Annotated in this window: 19 protein-coding genes; 9 read left to right on the top strand and 10 right to left on the bottom strand. The window is 61.2% G+C overall.

Annotation, left to right across the window (positions count from 1 at the left end; all coding sequences use genetic code 11):
* Positions 1 to 22: 22 nt before the first annotated feature.
* The 8 genes from ASB65_RS14950 to pcaD form a co-directional block, all read right to left on the bottom strand.
* Entirely contained in the window at positions 23 to 862 is an 840-nt protein-coding gene (locus ASB65_RS14950; RefSeq protein ID WP_060724458.1) for a transporter substrate-binding domain-containing protein, read from the bottom strand.
* Positions 863 to 901: 39 nt separating this feature from the next.
* Complete coding sequence (locus ASB65_RS14945; protein WP_020009039.1) at positions 902 to 1,552, bottom strand: amino acid ABC transporter permease; 651 nt, start codon at positions 1,550 to 1,552, stop codon at positions 902 to 904.
* Positions 1,553 to 1,562: 10 nt separating this feature from the next.
* Entirely contained in the window at positions 1,563 to 2,231 is a 669-nt protein-coding gene (locus tag ASB65_RS14940; protein ID WP_060724457.1) for an amino acid ABC transporter permease, read from the bottom strand.
* 368 nt (positions 2,232 to 2,599) lie between these two features.
* Entirely contained in the window at positions 2,600 to 3,661 is a 1,062-nt protein-coding gene (locus tag ASB65_RS14935; protein WP_060724456.1) for a 3-carboxy-cis,cis-muconate cycloisomerase, read from the bottom strand.
* Positions 3,662 to 3,673: 12 nt separating this feature from the next.
* The gene (gene pcaG / locus ASB65_RS14930; protein WP_060724455.1) at positions 3,674 to 4,294 is read right to left on the bottom strand and encodes a protocatechuate 3,4-dioxygenase subunit alpha; all 621 of its coding nucleotides are present in this window, start codon (positions 4,292 to 4,294) and stop codon (positions 3,674 to 3,676) included.
* A 2-nt stretch (positions 4,295 to 4,296) separates the two neighbouring features.
* On the bottom strand, positions 4,297 to 5,037 hold the full coding sequence (gene pcaH / locus ASB65_RS14925; protein ID WP_060724454.1) for a protocatechuate 3,4-dioxygenase subunit beta: 741 nt from the start codon (positions 5,035 to 5,037) through the stop codon (positions 4,297 to 4,299).
* Positions 5,034 to 5,453 carry a 4-carboxymuconolactone decarboxylase gene (gene pcaC / locus ASB65_RS14920; RefSeq protein ID WP_060724453.1) on the bottom strand — a complete coding sequence of 140 codons (420 nt, stop codon included), beginning with the start codon at positions 5,451 to 5,453 and terminating at the stop codon, positions 5,034 to 5,036. Before pcaC ends, pcaH begins: the two co-directional genes overlap by 4 nt.
* Before the next feature lie 3 nt (positions 5,454 to 5,456).
* The gene (pcaD, locus tag ASB65_RS14915; protein ID WP_060724452.1) at positions 5,457 to 6,254 is read right to left on the bottom strand and encodes a 3-oxoadipate enol-lactonase; all 798 of its coding nucleotides are present in this window, start codon (positions 6,252 to 6,254) and stop codon (positions 5,457 to 5,459) included.
* A gap of 94 nt (positions 6,255 to 6,348) precedes the next feature.
* Between pcaD and pcaQ the strand changes: the two genes are divergently transcribed.
* A complete protein-coding gene (pcaQ, locus tag ASB65_RS14910) occupies positions 6,349 to 7,290 on the top strand; it encodes a pca operon transcription factor PcaQ (protein ID WP_060724451.1) in 942 nt (313 codons plus the stop codon).
* A gap of 199 nt (positions 7,291 to 7,489) precedes the next feature.
* Here pcaQ and pobA read toward each other — a convergent pair whose 3' ends face one another.
* Positions 7,490 to 8,662, bottom strand: a complete 1,173-nt coding sequence (gene pobA / locus ASB65_RS14905; protein ID WP_060724450.1) for a 4-hydroxybenzoate 3-monooxygenase — start codon at positions 8,660 to 8,662, stop codon at positions 7,490 to 7,492.
* Between the two features lie 117 nt (positions 8,663 to 8,779).
* On the opposite strand from pobA, the gene ASB65_RS14900 reads away from it, so the two are divergent.
* Positions 8,780 to 9,703, top strand: a complete 924-nt coding sequence (locus ASB65_RS14900; protein ID WP_060724449.1) for a helix-turn-helix domain-containing protein — start codon at positions 8,780 to 8,782, stop codon at positions 9,701 to 9,703.
* Here the strand turns inward: ASB65_RS14900 and ASB65_RS14895 are convergent.
* Complete coding sequence (locus ASB65_RS14895) at positions 9,673 to 10,434, bottom strand: IclR family transcriptional regulator (protein WP_060724486.1); 762 nt, start codon at positions 10,432 to 10,434, stop codon at positions 9,673 to 9,675. The genes ASB65_RS14900 and ASB65_RS14895 overlap by 31 nt on opposite strands.
* A 136-nt stretch (positions 10,435 to 10,570) precedes the next feature.
* Between ASB65_RS14895 and ASB65_RS14890 the strand changes: the two genes are divergently transcribed.
* The 7 genes from ASB65_RS14890 to ASB65_RS14860 form a co-directional block, all read left to right on the top strand.
* Positions 10,571 to 11,278, top strand: coding sequence for a 3-oxoacid CoA-transferase subunit A (locus ASB65_RS14890; protein WP_003505517.1), 708 nt, complete (start codon positions 10,571 to 10,573; stop codon positions 11,276 to 11,278).
* Positions 11,275 to 11,970 (top strand): CoA transferase subunit B, encoded by a 696-nt coding sequence (locus tag ASB65_RS14885; protein ID WP_003505518.1) that lies wholly within the window; start codon positions 11,275 to 11,277, stop codon positions 11,968 to 11,970. Before ASB65_RS14890 ends, ASB65_RS14885 begins: the two co-directional genes overlap by 4 nt.
* Before the next feature lie 10 nt (positions 11,971 to 11,980).
* The gene (gene pcaF / locus ASB65_RS14880) at positions 11,981 to 13,186 is read left to right on the top strand and encodes a 3-oxoadipyl-CoA thiolase (RefSeq protein ID WP_060724448.1); all 1,206 of its coding nucleotides are present in this window, start codon (positions 11,981 to 11,983) and stop codon (positions 13,184 to 13,186) included.
* 434 nt (positions 13,187 to 13,620) lie between these two features.
* Positions 13,621 to 14,649, top strand: a complete 1,029-nt coding sequence (locus ASB65_RS14875; protein ID WP_060724447.1) for a LacI family DNA-binding transcriptional regulator — start codon at positions 13,621 to 13,623, stop codon at positions 14,647 to 14,649.
* Positions 14,650 to 14,928: 279 nt separating this feature from the next.
* Positions 14,929 to 15,870, top strand: a complete 942-nt coding sequence (locus ASB65_RS14870) for a sugar ABC transporter substrate-binding protein (RefSeq protein WP_003505521.1) — start codon at positions 14,929 to 14,931, stop codon at positions 15,868 to 15,870.
* Between the two features lie 137 nt (positions 15,871 to 16,007).
* Positions 16,008 to 16,937: a substrate-binding domain-containing protein gene (locus tag ASB65_RS14865; RefSeq protein WP_060724446.1), complete on the top strand. Its 930-nt coding sequence runs from the start codon at positions 16,008 to 16,010 to the stop codon at positions 16,935 to 16,937.
* A gap of 165 nt (positions 16,938 to 17,102) precedes the next feature.
* The coding region (locus tag ASB65_RS14860; RefSeq protein ID WP_155643907.1) for a TIM barrel protein at positions 17,103 to 17,346 on the top strand (244 nt) is incomplete at its 3' end.

Raw genomic sequence — 17,346 nt, 5'->3', positions numbered from 1 at the left:
TCCTCCCAAATCCAGACAGCCGTTACTTCACGGTGAAAGGGATGTCGGGCAGGCTGTCCGGGAAGGCCGGAACTTCGCGCTTCATCCACTTGTCGTAGATCTTGGCGAGCTGGCCATCCGACTTGATCTTGTCGAGGAAGGTGTTGACGGTTTCGTTCCAGTCCTTTTCACCCGGGCGGGTGCCCGCGCCGTTGTAAAGCGTCGTCAGGTCGAACTTCGGTTCGTATTTGCCTTCGGCAGCCTTGTTCAGGCGGTCGCCGTAGAACTGGTTGCCGCCGACGACCTCGACCTGGCCTGAGATCAGCGCCTGAATATTGGCGGCGTCATCATCGAAGCGCAGGATATTGGCCTTGGAGCCGGCGCCGGCGGTAATCGCCGTATCCATGGCGCTGGATTTCGGCACGCCGACGTCGATACCGGTCAGATCGTCATAGCCGCCGATTTTCTTGTCCTTGGGGCCGTAGACGGGGAGCACGTTGCCGGCATAGGGCTTGGAATATTGAATGGTCTTGGCGCGTTCGGCCGTCATGCCCATGGTCGCAAACAAGAGGTCGACCTTACCGGTCAGAAGTGCGGGAATGCGGTTGGCCACGGCGAGCGGCACGAATTCCACCTTGACGCCGAGATAGTCGGCAAAGGCCTTGCCGATATCGGCATCAAGACCGTCCTGCACGCCGCTGGAATTGACGAAGCCCCACGGCGAATTATCGCCCTGAATGCCGATGACGACCTTGCCCTTGGCCTTGGCCTCTTCCACCGTGCCGGCGAAAGCATCGACCGGTGCGACGAAGGGCAGGGCAACCGTTGCCGCGGCAAGCGCGAGCAGGGCGCGGCGAGAGAATTTCATGCTGGTGGTTTTCATCTTTTGCTCCTCCTTACAAAGCTGATGAGTTTTCATGACTTAGCGGGTTGCGGTCTGCAGCCGCTTTTCAACGCTGGCGCCCCACAGGGAAAGCGGCCAGCAGATCAGGAAATAGATGATGCCGACGAGGGCGAAGACGGTGAGCGGGCGGAACGTCTGGTTGGAGACGATCTGGCCGGCGCGGGACAGCTCGACGAAGCCGACAATGGCCGCAAGCGAGGTGCCCTTGATCAGCTGCACGAGGAAACCGATGGTGGCCGGCAGCGAAATCTTGAAGGCCTGCGGCAGGACCACGTCCTTCATGCGCGATATATAATGCAGGCCAAGCGCATTGGCGGCTTCTGTCTGGCCCTTCGGCACCGCCTGGATGCCGCCGCGCCAGATTTCGCCGAGAAAGGCGCTGGCATGCAGCGTGAATGCGATGGCGACCGCAATCCAGGCATCGACATTAAAGCCCGCAAGCGCCACGCCGTAATAAACCACGAAAAGCTGCATCAGGAGCGGCGTGCCCTGGAAAACGGCGATGTAACCGGTGCTGGCGCGCTGGATAGCCGGGCTGTCCGCGACGCGGGCAAGCGCCACGCAAAGGCCGAAAACGCCGCCGCCGATAAAGCCGATGATGGTCAGCGCAAGCGTCCACTTCAGGCCTTGCAGCAGGAAGAAGAGTTCGTTGGGACCGATGGATGCCATTGTTGTTTCCTCACTTGACCGGATAGCTGAAGGATGCGCGGGAGATGAGCGAGAAAATGCCCATCATCAGCGAGGAAATGACCAGATAAAGCAGCGTGATCGAGAAATAGACCTCAAAGGACCGGAACGTATCCGCTTCGATCTTCTGCGCCACGGAGGTCAGCTCGTAAGCCGCGATCGAGGTGCAGACTGAGGTGGTCAGCGTCAGCATGATGAACTGGCTGGTGAGCGACGGGTAGACTGCCCGCAGCGCCGGCTTCAGGATGATATGGCGGAAGATTTGGGTGCGGTGAAGACCGAGTGCCAGTCCCGCCTCGACCTGGCCTTTGGGAACGGAATCGACGCCACCGCGAATGATTTCAATCGCATAGGCGCCGCCGTTGAGAGCCAGCGCAATGATGGCTGTTACCGTCGGGTTGAGCTTGATGCCGATCTGCGGCAGGGCGAAGAAAATGAAGAATATCTGCACCAGAAACGGCGTGTTGCGGATGGCTTCCACAAAGCCGATGACGAGCCCACGCAGCAGCTTGAACCGCGAGCGGCGGGCGACGACGCCCAGAACGCCGATGACGGTGGCGAGTGACATGCCCGCAATCGCAAGGCCGATCGTCGCCAGACACGCCAAAAGCAGCTCCGGCAGGCGGTCTATGACCGCCGAAAAATCGAGACTGTAAGACATTCTTCCTCCCAACCCGTTCGGGTCCGGACAGGCGTTTCGCCCTGTCCGCATCGCCTTGGAAACCTTACGGCGCCAAAGCCCTCCATTTGTCGGTTTCTGTCGCTGCGGGCTTCAAACCCTTGTCGGCAGCGTTCCGTTAATCTTAATGTTTGTACCAGTTAGTTCATTTTTGTGTCAAGCGGTATGTCCGGTTAAAAAGCAGCTTCAGCGCTGTTTTTTCATTTGCTGTGTTTCTGAATAAAGTCTTTTTTATCAATGACTAATGCGAAGAAGCGCAAGCGCTTTCCACGCGTCGTCGTACTGCCTCCGGCCTGCCGTTCGGCAGTGTCAGGAAGCCCTGTTGGCACACGAAATAGACCGCCTTGCGGCTAGTTTTCGCCTGCGCCCAGCCTGTCTATCTGCCCCGCCAATCGCTCGGCGATCAGCAGCGAGGCGCCCGTTGCCGCCACCATTTGCGGAAGCGACAGCCATTCCAGCATCCAGCCTGCGCCCGACCTTTCCTGTTCGTGCACCAGCGACTGGTGTAACGCCGATATCTGCACGGCATTAAAGCGCGCGAGCGTCACCAGCGTTTCGGCATTTACCGGGTTTTGTTTGTGCGGCATTGCCGAGGAGCCGCCGCCGCCGGAAAGAAGGATTTCCCCACCGAGTTCGGCCATCAGCGCGATATCCTGCCCGAACTTGCCGAGCGTACCGGTGATAAGCGAGAGAATATTGCCAAATTCGGCGATGCCGTCGCGCTGGCTCTGCCATTGCTGTCTGTCTGCAAGGCCGAGCCGTTTTGCAAGATCGGCGCGCACCGCTTCGGCATTGTCGCCGAGCTTTTCCAGCGTGCCGGCAGCCCCGCCAAACTGCAGGGAAAAACCGCTCTGCGTGAAGGTTTCCAGACGCAGCAGGTGACGTTCCAGCGGCGCGATCCAGCTTGCCATGCGGTCGGCGACAGTGATGCCGATGGCGGCCTGCATGCGGGTATAGCCCGTCAACGGGTTATGGCCGTCGCGGGCCGCAATGTCTCCCAGCGTGTCGATGAGGTGACCGAGCCGGGCAGCGATGATTTCCGCCGCCATTTTCAGCCGCAGCATCAGGCTGGTATCGATGACATCCTGGCTGGTTGCACCGAAATGCACCTTGTCCGCCGCCTGACCGGCGACCGTGGCCCGCATCTGCCGGATGAGTTGGGGAACCACAACGCCGTCCTTTGCGACGCCGTTGCGAAGCCCGGTCATATCGGCGGCAAAGTCGGAAAGCCCCGAGACGATCGCTTCCGCCACATCCCCGGAGATGATGCCGGCCTCCGCTTCCGCCTGCGCCAGCCCCGTCTCGAAATGGACCATGGCGTCGATATCCGCTCTTGCAGAAAACAGCTCGACGATTTCGCTATCGCCGAAAAGGCCTGACAGGAACGGATGCTCGAAGGGGGAAAGGCTCATCTTCCGTCTCACTCAGATATCGAAAAACACGGTTTCGCCTTCGCCCTGAAGGCGGATATCGAAACGATAGACGTTACCTTCTTCCTTTTGGGCGACAAGCGTGGCGATGCGGCTCTTCTGCTCGACACGGGCAAGAACCGGATCGGCGGTGTTGGCCTCCTGTTCTTCCGGGAAATACATGCGGGTCTGCAGGCCGATATTGATGCCGCGGGCAACGATCCAGAAGGTGATGTGCGGCGCCATCGGCCGGCCGTCGCGGAACGGCACCTTGCCCGGCTTGATGGTTTCGAAAACGAATTCGCCGGTATCCATGTCGCCGGGTGAACGGCCCCAGCCGATGAAATGCGGGTCGGCCTTGCCGCGCGTTTCGCTGGGGCTGTTATAATAACCGTCGGTATCGGCCTGCCAGATTTCGATCAGCGCGTCCTTCAGCGGCATTCCCGCACCGTCATAGACCGTGCCGCGCACGCTGATGCGTTCGCCGCGTGCCTTGTCGTTATAAAGCGGGCCGGAACCGAGATCCTTTTCGAACACGCCTTCGATGCCGACAAAATTGGGCGTACAGCCGATATGCACATAGGGCCCCGCCGTCTGCGAGGCGGTCTCCTTGAAATAGTTGAGCGGCTGAACCATGGTCAGTTGCCCTCCATGCGGTTTTCGAAAAGGGTCGAGCGGCGGCCGCGCAGGACGATGTCGAACCTGTAGGCGAGCATATCCATCGGCAGCGTCGCATTCATGTCCAGCGGCGCGATCAGTCTTCTGATCGCATCCTCATCCGGAATGGTCTTGACGATCGGACATTTCCAGATCAGCGGATCGCCTTCGAAATACATCTGGGTAATCAGACGCTGGGCGAAACCGTGGCCGAAGACCGAGAAATGGATGTGGGCCGGACGCCAGTCATTGACGCCGTTCGGCCAGGGATAAGCGCCCGGCTGGATGGTCTTGAACCAGTAATAGCCGTTTTCATCGGTGATCGTGCGGCCGACGCCGCCGAAATTCGGATCGATGGCGGCGAGGTAGCTTTCCTTCTTGTGGCGGTAGCGGCCGCCGGCATTGGCCTGCCAGAATTCCACCAGTGCGCCATCCACGCCGTGGCCGCGCTCGTCCAGCACCCGGCCGTGCACCAGAATGCGGGGGCCAACAGGCATTTCGCCGGGGCGGGCATAGTTGAGGATGAGATCGTTATCCAGCGGGTTAAGCATGCCATGGCCGAAGACCGGCCCGGTGATCTCGCTCTTGGTGCCCTCAAGCGAAATCAGAGCGCGCTGCGGCGAGCGCAGGATCGAGGTCTTGTATCCGGGTGCATAGGCCAGCGGGTGAATATCGCGGTTGCGCGCGAAGAACGGCCCGGGTTCGGGCGGTTGGTTGCTCATTTCGTCTCCTCCTCGCTGGAACTATCGGCTTTCATACCGGCCAGGGCAAGCTTGGCGATCTTGAAAGCGTGGTTGGCGGCGGGCACGCCGGCATAGATCGCCACATGCAGCAGCGCCTCGCGAATATCCGCTTCGGTGGCGCCGGTATTGGCGGTGGCGCGAACATGCATGGCCAGCTCCTCATCCTGCCCGAGCGCAGCGAGCAGGGCGATGGTGACCATCGAGCGCTCCCGCTTCGTCCAGTGGTTGCCGGACCACACAGTTCCCCAGGCGGCTTCGGTGATGAGCTGCTGGAAAGGCTGGTCGAAACCGGACGTCATGGTCTGCGCCCGGTCCACATGGGCGTCGCCGAGCACGGAGCGGCGGGTTTTCATGCCCTGTTCGAATCTTGCGTTCTTGTCGATATGGTCCGCCATCGGTCAATGCTCCGGCAATGTCTTGATAAAAATGGTGGCTGCCTGCGCGTAAGCGAGCGGCTGTTCAAGGCAGGGAATGTGGCCGCAGCCGGCGATGGTGACGAAGCGGCTTGCGGGAATGAGACCCGCCAGCGATTGCACCAGTTCCGGCGGTGTCGAGCCGTCCTGATCACCCGCGATACAAAGCGGCGGCACGGCGATACGCCCGGCCTCTTCGGTAAAATCCGCATCGCGGATGGCGGCGCAGGTGCCGCTATAACCGGCTTCCGGCTGTTGCGAGAGCATGTTGCGCGCGCCGGCATAGGCGGCATTGTCAGGCTGGCGGAAGGCGGGTGTAAACCAGCGCTCCATGACGGGATCGACCAGCGAGGCGAGGCCATCGGCGGCGATCTTGTCGATGCGGGCATTCCACATCTCGGCTGTGCCGATCTTGTGGGCGGTGTTGCTGAGTATGAGCGCGCGCACCAGGTCTGGACGGCGGGCATAAAGCCCCTGCGCGATCAGGCCACCAACGGACAGACCCCAGATGATTGCGCCTTTTACGCCGAGATGATCGAGCAGCGCGATCAGGTCATCGGCGTGATCGTCGATGGAATAGGGAGCATGCCCGACATCCGAGAGCCCGTGGCCGCGCTTGTCATGCCGCACATAGGCATAATCATCGCCAAGCGCTTCGATCACCGCATCCCAGATGCGGAAATCGGTGCCGAGCGAATTGATGAAGGCGATGACCGGCTTGCCTGTGTCCAATCCCTTGACGCGATAATGGATCACGGTCTCGCCACAGCGCAGAAAATGCATGATGTGCTCCTCCTGTCAGGGATATTGCAAGCGTGTTCCGGTTAAGTAAAATGACATTATCGATGAAAATCATAACCTGTGGATTATATGAGCGATGGTCGATCAGCGTATCAAGTTCCGCCACCTGCAGACTTTCGTGGAGGTGGCGCGGCAGAAAAGCGTCATCCGGGCTGCGGAAATCCTGCATGTCAGCCAGCCGGCGGTGACGAAGACGATCCGTGAGCTGGAAGATATTCTCGGTGTCTCGCTGTTCGACCGGGAGGGGCGCGGCATCCGCATCAGCCGTTATGGCGAGGTCTTCCTGCGCCATGCCGGTGCGACAATGACGGCGCTGCGGCAAGCGGTCGATTCGGTATCGCAGGAGGCGGCGCGCGCCGGTCCACCGGTGCGGGTCGGCGCTCTGCCTACGGTTTCGGTGAGAATCATGCCGAAGGCGATGGCCGGGTTTCTGGCCGAGAAAACCGGCAGCCCGGTGAAGATCGTCACGGGTGAAAACGCCGTGCTGCTGGAACAGTTGCGGGTCGGCGATCTCGATCTTGTTGTCGGCCGTCTGGCCGCGCCGCAGAAAATGGCCGGCTTTTCCTTCGAGCATCTCTATTCGGAAAAGGTGCGCTTCGTGGTGCGCGCCGGCCACCCGCTGTTGTCACCCGGTATTTCGGTGTTCGACCACCTGCACGAATATCCGGTGCTGATGCCGACGCGGCAATCGGTCATCGGTCCCGTTGTCGAGCAGTTCCTCATCGCCAACGGCGTTCCGGCCCTGCCCATCCGCATCGAAACCGTGTCGGACGCCTTCGGCCGCGCCTTCCTGCGCACCAGCGATGCGATCTGGATCATCTCGGAGGGTGTAGTGGCGGCGGATGTGGCGGATGGTATTCTCGCAATCCTGCCTGTTGAGACCGGCGATACCAGCGGCCCGGTGGGGCTGACGGTGAGGGCCGACACGCAGCCCACGCTACCGCTCTCGCTGCTGATGCAGGCCATCCGCGAGGCGGCGGGCGAGTTGCTGGATGGGAGGCCGGAGGCTGGTTCCTGATACGAGGGGCGGGGGTGGAAAAGTCTGAGAAGCTTTCCTCCGTCATGCCGGACTTGATCCGGCATCCAGCCCCGGCGTGTCCGCGCCGTAAATAGAGTCTTTTGCGATCAAGGACTTGATCGCGCTGGACCCCGGATCAGGTCCGGGGTGACGGGTGTGGAAACGGTGCAGATAAAAAGCCGCGTGTCTGGTGGAGCTCCTAATAGGGAAGCCCGACATAATTCTCCGCAAGTGCGGTAGATGCCGCGCGCGATTGCACGAGGTAATCCAGCTCCGCCTCCTGGATGCGCTGGCCGAAATCTCCCGTATCGGGAAAACGATGCATCATCGTCGTCATCCACCATGAGAAACGCACGGCCTTCCAGACGCGGGACAGTGCCTTCTGCGAATAGGAATCGATGCCGGCCTCTGACTGGTCGCGGTAAAATTCGGTCAAGGCCTCGCTCAGATAATGCACGTCGCTGGCGGCGAGGTTGAGGCCCTTGGCGCCGGTCGGCGGCACGATGTGGGCGGCGTCTCCGGCAAGGAACAGTCGGCCGAACCGCATCGGTTCACAAACGAAGGAGCGGAGCGGTGCGATGGATTTTTCAAAGGACGGGCCCGTCACCATGGCATCCGCATGGTTTTCCGGAAGACGACGGCGGATTTCGTCCCAGAAGCGCTCGTCGCTCCAGTCCTCCGGCCGGTCATCCAGCGAACATTGGATGTAATAGCGGCTGCGCGTGTGCGACCGCATGGAACAGAGAGCAAAACCACGCGGGTGGTTGGCATAGATGAGCTCATGGTTGACGGGCGGCACGTCAGCCAGAATGCCGAGCCAGCCGAAAGGATAGACCTTCTCGAATTCCTTGATCGCGCCCTGAGGCACCGATTTGCGGCTGACCCCGTGAAAACCGTCGCAGCCGGCGATGAAATCGCAATCGATCCGGTGGGTTACGCCATCTTTCTGATAGGTGACATAGGGGCTTTCGCCATCGAAATCATGCGGCTCGACATCAGATGCATCGTAAATGGTGACTAGGGCGGCCGCTTCGCGCACATCCATCAGGTCATGGGTCACCTCGGTCTGGCCATAGACCATTGCACGCTTGCCGCCGGTCAGGTCGAAGAGATCGATACGGTGATCGCGTCCGTCGAAGGTCAGCGAAAAACCGTCATGCGGCAGGCCTTCGCGGCGCAGGCGTTTATCCGCACCGACCTTTTCCATGAGTTGCACCGTGCCTTCTTCCAGCACGCCGGCGCGGACACGGCCGAGGATGTACTCCTTGCTGACCCGGTCGACAATGACGGTCTCGACGCCTTCTCTGGCCAGAAGCTGGCCAAGCAGAAGCCCTGATGGGCCGGAGCCGATGATGACGACCTGGGTGCGCATTGTTTCCTCCCGAACTTGTCTCCTATCAAGAAATTGCCGAGGGGATGCGGAAAGCTCAATGGACTTTCTGATCCGCAAATTGCACAATCCGACCATTGTGAGGAGGAGCGAAGGAACATGCGGCTTGCTGCAAGTGAAGGTTTGTATGGCGAGGAAGCGGTGCACGGCACTGATTTCCGCTTTCATTGCGAGACGCTTTTTTCCAGAAGCAGCCTGTACCGCTTTGAAATCGGCCTGCACCGTCACGCTGCCTTTCAACAAATCTTGTACATTTGGGGCGGTGAGGGCGATGCCCTGCTGGATGGCCGCATCGAGGCGATCCCCCCGCCGGTCGCCATTGTCGTCCCGCCGGGTTTCGAACACGGCTTCCGGTTTTCTCGTGATATTGGCGGGGTGATCGTCACCGTGCTGCCGGGCGCGTTGCCGGCATCGGTGCAGGCGCTGTTGCTGCGGAATTTTCAGCGGCCGGTCCTGTTGCCCCTGCGGGATTTTACCGATGGTGAACGCCTGCGCAGCGGGTTCGAACAGATTTCCGCCGAATATGAAACACGCGAAACAGGCCGGGATGCCATCATCGAAGGTCAGCTGGCCATCGTGACGGCGCTTCTGGCGCGGGCGGCGCGGCCTCTGCTTGAGGGAACCGGCGAGGGCCTTGCGGAACAGCGTTTCGAATTGCTGCTGTCACTGATTGCGCGCCATATTCGCGAGCCGCAAAAAGCGGAATTTTATGCGAAAAAGCTCGGTCTTTCCGAGACGCATCTCAATCGCCTCGTCCGTTCCGTTTCCGGCCTCAGCCTGCAGCGGCTGATCGCCAGACGCCAGATCGAGATTGCCCAGCAGGAACTGATCTTCACGGTCTCGAGCGTGCAGATGATTGCCGAGGGACTGGGTTTTGCCGATCCGGCCTATTTCAACCGGTTCTTCAAGCGCGAGACCGGCATGACGCCGCGTGCCTGGCGGTTGGCGGAGCAGCGGAAAATGGGGAAACCCGGCGTTCGGCAGGTGCCGTCTCAGACCAGCATTCTTGCCAGTTCGCGCTGAACGGCAAGAAGGGCGGGCAGGTATCGCTCCACCAGATCCTCCATCGAGGCGACCGAGGCGGCAAGCCCGACATTGAGCGCGGCAACCGTCTGGCCGCGCGCGCTTTTCAGCGGCACGGCGATGGAGCGAAGGCCGATCTCTACCTCCTGATCGATCAGCGCATAACCGCGATGGCCGGTGGCCTCGATTTCGGCGAGCAGGGCGTCCATGCCAGTAATGGTCTTTTCCGTGCGCGCCACCAGCCGGGAGGCTTCGAGAATGTCGCGCTGCCGCTCGGCTGTCTGCGCCGAAAGCAGAACGCGGCCCATGGAGGTGCAATAGGCGGGCAGGCGCGAACCCGGCATCAGCGCAATTGACATCACCCGCTGCTGCGCGGCACGGGCCACATAAACGATTTCGGTCTCGTCCAGAATGGAGACGGAAGTGCTCTGGCCGATCTCTTCCGACAGTCGGTCGAGCAGCGGCTGCACGATGCGCGGCAGCGGCATGGTGGCAAGACAGCCGGTGCCGAGCCGCAGCACCTTCGGCGTCACGGTAAAGAACTTACCGTCATAAGCCGCGTAGCCGAGTTCCGAAAGCGTGAGCAGGCAGCGCCGCGTCGTGGCGCGGTCCAGTCCGGCAATCTCTGCGGCATCGGAAATCGACAGGCGCGGCCGCTCGGCGCTGAAGGCCTCGATAACCCGCAATCCCTTGGCGAGACCGCCCATCATGTCTCTTTCGTTGACGGCCATGTCGCGGCTCCATTTGTGCGATATACGAACAAAAATCATATAGCGCACAAAATCCTTGCCGTCGAGGTGGTTTCGGATTTACCTCACGGTCAGGCAGCCTTGCGGGTTCCATCCGTCCGGCTGGATGGAGGTTTTAATGGACAAGACAATCAAGAGCGCTGAAGAGGCGCTTTCCGGCATCGGTGATGGTGCGACGATCATGATCGGCGGTTTCGGCGGCTCCGGCGCGCCCATCGAGCTGATCCATGCGCTGATCGACAAGGGCCCGAAGAACCTGACGGTCATCAACAACAATGCCGGCAACGGTCGTATCGGCATCGCCGCGATGATCGACGCGGGCATGGTCAGGAAGATGATCTGCTCCTTCCCGCGCTCGTCCGATCCGCGCGCCTTCACCGACCGCTATCTGGCCGGCGAAATCGAGCTGGAACTGGTGCCGCAGGGCACGCTTGCCGAGCGCATCCGCGCCGGCGGTGCCGGCATTCCGGCCTTCTACACCCCCACCGGCTTCGGCACGGAACTGGCTGAAGGCAAGGTCATCGCGGAGTTCGACGGGCGATCCTACGTGCAGGAGCGCTGGCTGAAGGCGGATTTCGCGATTGTGAAGGCCGAGCTTGGCGATACCTATGGCAACCTCACCTACAACAAGGCTGGCCGCAATTTTAACCCGCTGATGTGCATGGCCGCAAAGACCACCATCGCGCAGGTCTCGAAGATCGTCGCCGCCGGCGAGATCGACCCGGAGCAGGTCGTCACGCCCGGCATTTTCGTGAACGGCGTCGTGGAAATCCCCGATCCGCAACAGGAAGAAGTCCTCATTCGCGCGGGAGTAGCCTACGCATGACCACGACCATCGACACCCGCGAAGACATCAAGCTTTCCAACGCCCAGATCGCCTGGCGTGCGGCGCAGGACATCGAGGACGGTGCTTACGTCAATCTCGGCATCGGCTTTCCGGAAATGGTGGCGCGATACCAGCCGCCCGGCCGTCAGGCGATTTTCCACACTGAAAACGGCATCCTGAATTTCGGCGAAGCGCCGCCGGAGGGCGAGGAGGACTGGAACCTCATCAATGCCGGCAAAAAGGCCGTCACATTGAAGCCGGGTGCAGCCTTCTTTCATCATGCCGACAGCTTCGCCATGGTGCGCGGCGGGCATCTGGATGTGGCGATCCTCGGCGCCTATCAGGTGGCGCAGAATGGCGATCTCGCCAATTGGCGCGTCGGCTCCAAGGGCGTACCGGCGGTGGGCGGCGCGATGGATCTGGTGCATGGCGCCAAGCAGGTCTTCGTCATCACCGAACATGTGACCAAGAATGGCGAGCCGAAGCTCGTTGAAAAATGCGCCTTCCCGCTGACCGGCGTCGGCTGCATCACCCGCATTTATACCAGCCATGCCGTCATCGACGTGGTGGATGGCCGTTTCGTGCTGCGTGAAAAACTGCCGTCTATGACGTTTGAGGAATTGCAGGCCATGACCGGCGCGCCTTTGGCGGTCGATGGCGAGGTCGTTGATCTCGTCGCCCCGGAACTGTGAGGAAAAACCGATGACCGATGCATTCATCTGCGACTATATCCGCACACCGATCGGCCGCTTCGGCGGCGCGCTTTCCCCGGTGCGGGCCGACGATCTCGGTGCAATTCCCCTGAAGGCGCTTGTCGAGCGCAACCCGTCCGTTGACTGGGAAGCCGTCGAAGACGTGATCTTCGGCTGCGCCAACCAGGCGGGCGAGGATAACCGCAACGTCGCACGCATGTCGTTGCTGCTCGCCGGTCTGCCGGTTTCGGTTACCGGAACCACCATCAATCGCCTTTGCGGTTCGGGCATGGACGCCCTCATCGCGGCCGCTCGCGCCGTGAAATCAGGCGAGGCGGAACTGATGATCGCCGGCGGCGTCGAAAGCATGAGCCGCGCGCCCTTCGTTCTGCCGAAGGCGGAGAGCGCCTTTTCCCGCAATGCCGAAATCTATGACACCACCATCGGTTGGCGCTTCGTCAATCCGCTGATGAAGGCGCAATATGGCGTCGATTCCATGCCGGAAACCGGGGATAACGTCGCCATTGATTATCAGGTCTCCCGCGAGGATCAGGACGCCTTCGCCGTTCGCAGCCAGCAGAAGGCGGCCGACGCGCAGGCCAATGGCCGTCTCGACAGGGAAATCGTGCCGGTGACGATCCCGCAGCGCAAGGGCGATCCGCTGGTGGTATCGAAGGATGAACATCCGCGCGCCACAAGCCTCGAATCGCTGGCGAAGTTGAAGCCGGTCAACAGGCGCGAAGGCGCGACGGTGACGGCGGGCAACGCATCAGGCGTCAATGACGGTGCGGCCGCACTCATCGTCGCATCGGCGGAAGCCGCGAAGAAATATGGGCTGACGCCGATCGCCCGCATTCTCGGCGGCGCCGCCGCCGGCGTGCCGCCGCGCGTCATGGGCATCGGCCCGGCCCCGGCCTCGGCCAAGCTTTTGGCGCGGCCCGGGCTGAAGCAGGAACAGCTCGACGTGATCGAGCTGAACGAGGCTTTCGCCAGCCAGGGCCTTGCGACGCTCAGGCAACTCGGCATTGCGGACGACGATGCGCGGGTGAATGCGAACGGCGGCGCCATCGCGCTTGGCCATCCGCTCGGCATGTCCGGCGCGCGCATTGCCGGCACCGCGGCGCTTGAACTTTCGCTGACCGGCAAGCGCCTTGCGCTCGCCACCATGTGCATCGGCGTCGGGCAGGGTATTGCCGTGGCGCTGGAGCGGGTCTGACGGGATAGCGGCATTCGGCATCGTGATACGGTACGAACACCGCCGTAAAACGGTACGAATGCCCGCTGCCGCAGCTTCCTTACGTGTGACAGTGGCCATTCAGGTTACTCGGCAGGTGATTTTTCCGCTCTGACACATCCCAGCCCCCTCATTCCTGTGCTTGTCACAGGAATCCAGCCGACGCGCGTCTGCGCGGCGGAAGGACTCCTTTCAGCCCAAGGACTTGGGCTGGCTGGATATCTGTGACAAGCACAGAGATGAGGGGAGGAGGCGTGCTGGGCCAAGCAAGCCGGCCCTGCGATGCAGGCCCCGGTCGATTATTCCCTGATAAAGTACTCCACGCCCTTATCCCTTCGCACATGTTGGATTCCATCATCATCCGTGACATGTTTTGCAAGACATGACAGGAATCTTTCCGTCTATGGGGTGCCCACATGAAACGCCCGACCATCACAGATGTGGCGAAGGCCGCAGGCGTCAGCGTCGCCACCGTCGACCGGGTGCTGAACGGTCGCCTGCCGGTGCGTGAGGAAACCTCCCGGCGGGTGTTCGAGGCGGCGGAGAAGATCGGTTTTCACGCAACCAACATCATTCGCCAGCGCATGCTGGCCGATCTGCCGTCCTATAGTCTCGGCATCATCCTGCGCAAGGAACGGCACGCTTTCTACCAGACCTTTGCCGACGAGCTGGAGATTGCGGCGCGCAACGTCCGGGATCGCCATCTCAATCTGCGCATCGAATTTGCCCAGTCGGGCGAGCCGAGCGAGCTTGCAGCCCTTTTAACGGGGATGAAGGGCCGTGTGCAGGCCGTGGCGGCCACCGGGCCGGACCATCACGATGTCACTGCCGCCGTGGAGGCCCTGAAGGCGAAGGGCATTCCCACATTTTCGCTGCTTTCGGATTTCGCCCAGGGGGTACGGGAAGCCTATCTCGGCGCCAACAACATGAAAGTGGGGCGCACGGCGGCCTGGATGATCTCGCGGCTGGCGCGCAGCAAGGGCAAGGTGCTTCTGCTGCTCGGCGGCCACCGTTTTCACGGCCATTCGCTGCGCGAAACCGGCTTTCGCAGCTATATGCGCGAATATGCGCCGGAATTCGAGGTGATGGACGCGCTGATCACGCTGGAAACCCGGCGGCTGACCTATGAGCTTGTCATGGACACCATCGCCAAACACAAGGATCTGGTCGGCATCTATTGCGTCGGCGGCGGCATGGAAGGCGTGATAGAGGCGCTGCAGCAGGAAAACCGGCAGGAGAGCATTGTCTGTCTTGTCAACGAACTGACGCCCGAATCACGTCAGGCGCTGCTGGAAAAGCGTATCAGCGGCATATTCCAGACGCCGCTTCGCGAACTATGCACGGACCTCGTCTCCACCATGGTGCACACCATAGAACATGGCATGGCGGAAACGCCGGGGCAGCGGTTTGTGCCCGCCCATCTATGGGTTCCTGAGAGCCTTTGATGGTTTGATAGATTCCATCATAAATTCCGCGTCTCTTTCTATCAGCCTTGATGGTTTCGGCTGCCGCTGACCCGTTGACGCCGGGCGCGGACTGGGAAATCTTGGCCGCATGTGGAACGGGCAGGAGGCTGGTCCACGACACCAACGATGTTTCCGGATTGCCGCACGCCGCAGATGACCGTCTCCGGTGACCGGTATTCCTTTGCCGGCGCGGTTGCAGCACGATGTGACGAAGTTTGCGTGGCCGGCTTCTTTTCAAGGGTTTTGGAGGAGAACGACATGAAAAGACATTTAGCGATTGCAACGCTTGCCACCATGCTGGCGACCACCGCGTCGGCTGAGACCATCGGCGTTTCGATGGCCCTGTTCGATGACAATTTCCTGACCGTGCTGCGCAATGGCATGGTCGATTATTCCAAGGGCATGAGCGGTGTTTCGCTGCAGATCGAGGATGCGCAGAACGATGTCGGCAAACAGCTGAGCCAGGTGCAGAACTTCGTCGCCGCCGGCGTCGACGCCATCATCGTCAACCCGGTGGATACGGATGCGACCGTGGCCCTTTCGCAGGCCGCCGCGGCCGCCGGCATTCCGCTCGTCTATGTCAACCGCCAGCCGGTCAATCTCGACAGCCTGCCGGAAAAACAGGCCTTCGTTGCCTCCGATGAAAAACAGTCGGGCACCCTGCAGACGCAGGAAGTCTGCCGTCTGCTGAAGGCGGCCGGCAAGACGGAAGCGAAGGCGGTGGTGATGATGGGCGAGCTTTCCAACCAGGCCGCCCGCATGCGCACGCAGGATATCAAGGATGTGGTGGCCACCCCCGATTGCAGCTTCATCAAGCTTGTCGAGGAACAATCCGCCAACTGGTCGCGCACTCAAGGGTCGGATCTGATGACCAACTGGCTCTCTGCCGGGGTGCAGTTCGATGCCGTCATTTCCAACAATGACGAAATGGCCATCGGCGCTATTCAATCTCTGAAGGCGGCTGGCCGGTCGATGGACAGTGTCATCATCGCCGGCATCGACGCCACGCAGGACGCGCTTGCCGCCATGGCGGCGGGTGATCTGGATGTGAGCGTTTTCCAGAATGCCGCCGGGCAGGGCAAGGGTGCCCTGGATGCGGCGCTGAAACTCGCCAAGGGCGATGCGGTCGACAAGAAGGTCTTCGTTCCCTTCGAGCTGGTGACGCCGGCGAACCTCAAGAACTATCAGGCCAAGAATTGAGCCATGGCCTCGCCCAGGCGGCTTCTCCGCTCCCGGGGAGCGCCGCCGGGCGGGCCGAACGCGCCGGAGCCGGCGGAATGGCCGGCTCCGGCGACACAGGATGATGCAACCAGCGGCGATTTCCGCGGGAGGAAACCTTGAAAAAATTACTGATGGCGACGGCGCTCTGCATCTTCGCGACGCCGGCCCTTGCCGAGACCCGCATCGCAGTCTCGATGACGTCTTTCGACAACCCGTTTCTGACGATCCTGCTTAACGGCATCAGGGCCGAGGCCGGGCGTGATAAAAATATCGAACTTCTGGTCGAGGATGCCCAGCTTGATCCCTCGAAGCAGCTCAATCAGGTGCAGAATTTTATCGCCAATGGCGTCGATGCGATCATCGTCAATGCCGTTGACGGTGATGCCACGGCCGCGATCACCAAAGCCGCGTCCGCCGCCAAAATCCCTCTCGTTTATGTCAATCATCCGCCAGCCGAACTGGAAACCGGCCTGCCTGATGGTACTGCCTTTGTCGGCTCCAACGAGCTCGATTCCGGCACCATGGAGGCGGAAGCGGCCTGCAAGCTGATGGGCGGCAAGGGGAAGGCCGTCATCCTGATGGGGCCATTGGAAAACCATGCGGCGCTGGTGCGCACCAAGGATGTGGAAACGGTGTTTTCCCGGCCGGACTGCAAGATCGACATCCTCGAAAAGCAGACGGCGAACTGGAGCCGCACGCAGGCGCAGGATCTCGTCTCTTCCTGGCTGACGGCGGGTGTGCAGTTTGATGCCGTCATCGCCAACAATGATGAAATGGCGATCGGCGCCGTGCAGGCGCTGAAGGCGGCGGGCGTTTCCATGAAGGATGTCGTCATCGCCGGCATCGACGCCACGCCTGACGGTCTTGCCGCCATGCAGGCGGGCGATCTCGACATCACCGTCTACCAGAACGCGATGAAGCAGGGCGAAGTATCCGTTCAGACGGCGGTGAAAGCCGCTGCCGGTGAAAAAGTCGAAAAGACCCTCTGGGTGCCCTTCGAACTGGTGATGCCCGAAAACCTCGGAGAATATCAGGCCCGGAACTGAACCGGAGTTTTGGCCGGCATGCCGACCGAATGCCGTCAGCAGAGCACAAACATGGCCACCCGCGAAAAAGCCGGCCAAAGGCCGCGGTCTCCTCTCCCAGGCCGCGGCCTCTCATAACCGACCCGCAAGGGCCTTTCGACAGACAATAATGACAAGGAAGCGTATATGCGCATCGCCATCGACCCTTTCATGCACCGCCATCTCAGCCTCGAAGCCCTCCCGGCCAAAGTGAAGGAACTCGGCTTCGACTGGATCGAACTCAGCCCGCGCGCCGATTTCCTCGAATGGTTCAAGGCGCCGCGCGTCTTTCCCGAGCGCATCCGGTCCTTCAAGAAGGCGCTGAAAGAGGCCGATGTCGGTATCGCCTCGCTGCTGCCGATGTATCGCTGGGCCTCCAATGACGAGGCCG

Origin of the sequence: Agrobacterium tumefaciens str. B6, assembly GCF_001541315.1 — a bacterium.
GTDB lineage: Bacteria > Pseudomonadota > Alphaproteobacteria > Rhizobiales > Rhizobiaceae > Agrobacterium > Agrobacterium radiobacter.
The sequence above is the reverse complement of the archived record's forward strand: the minus strand, read 5'-3'. Positions and strand labels throughout refer to the sequence as shown.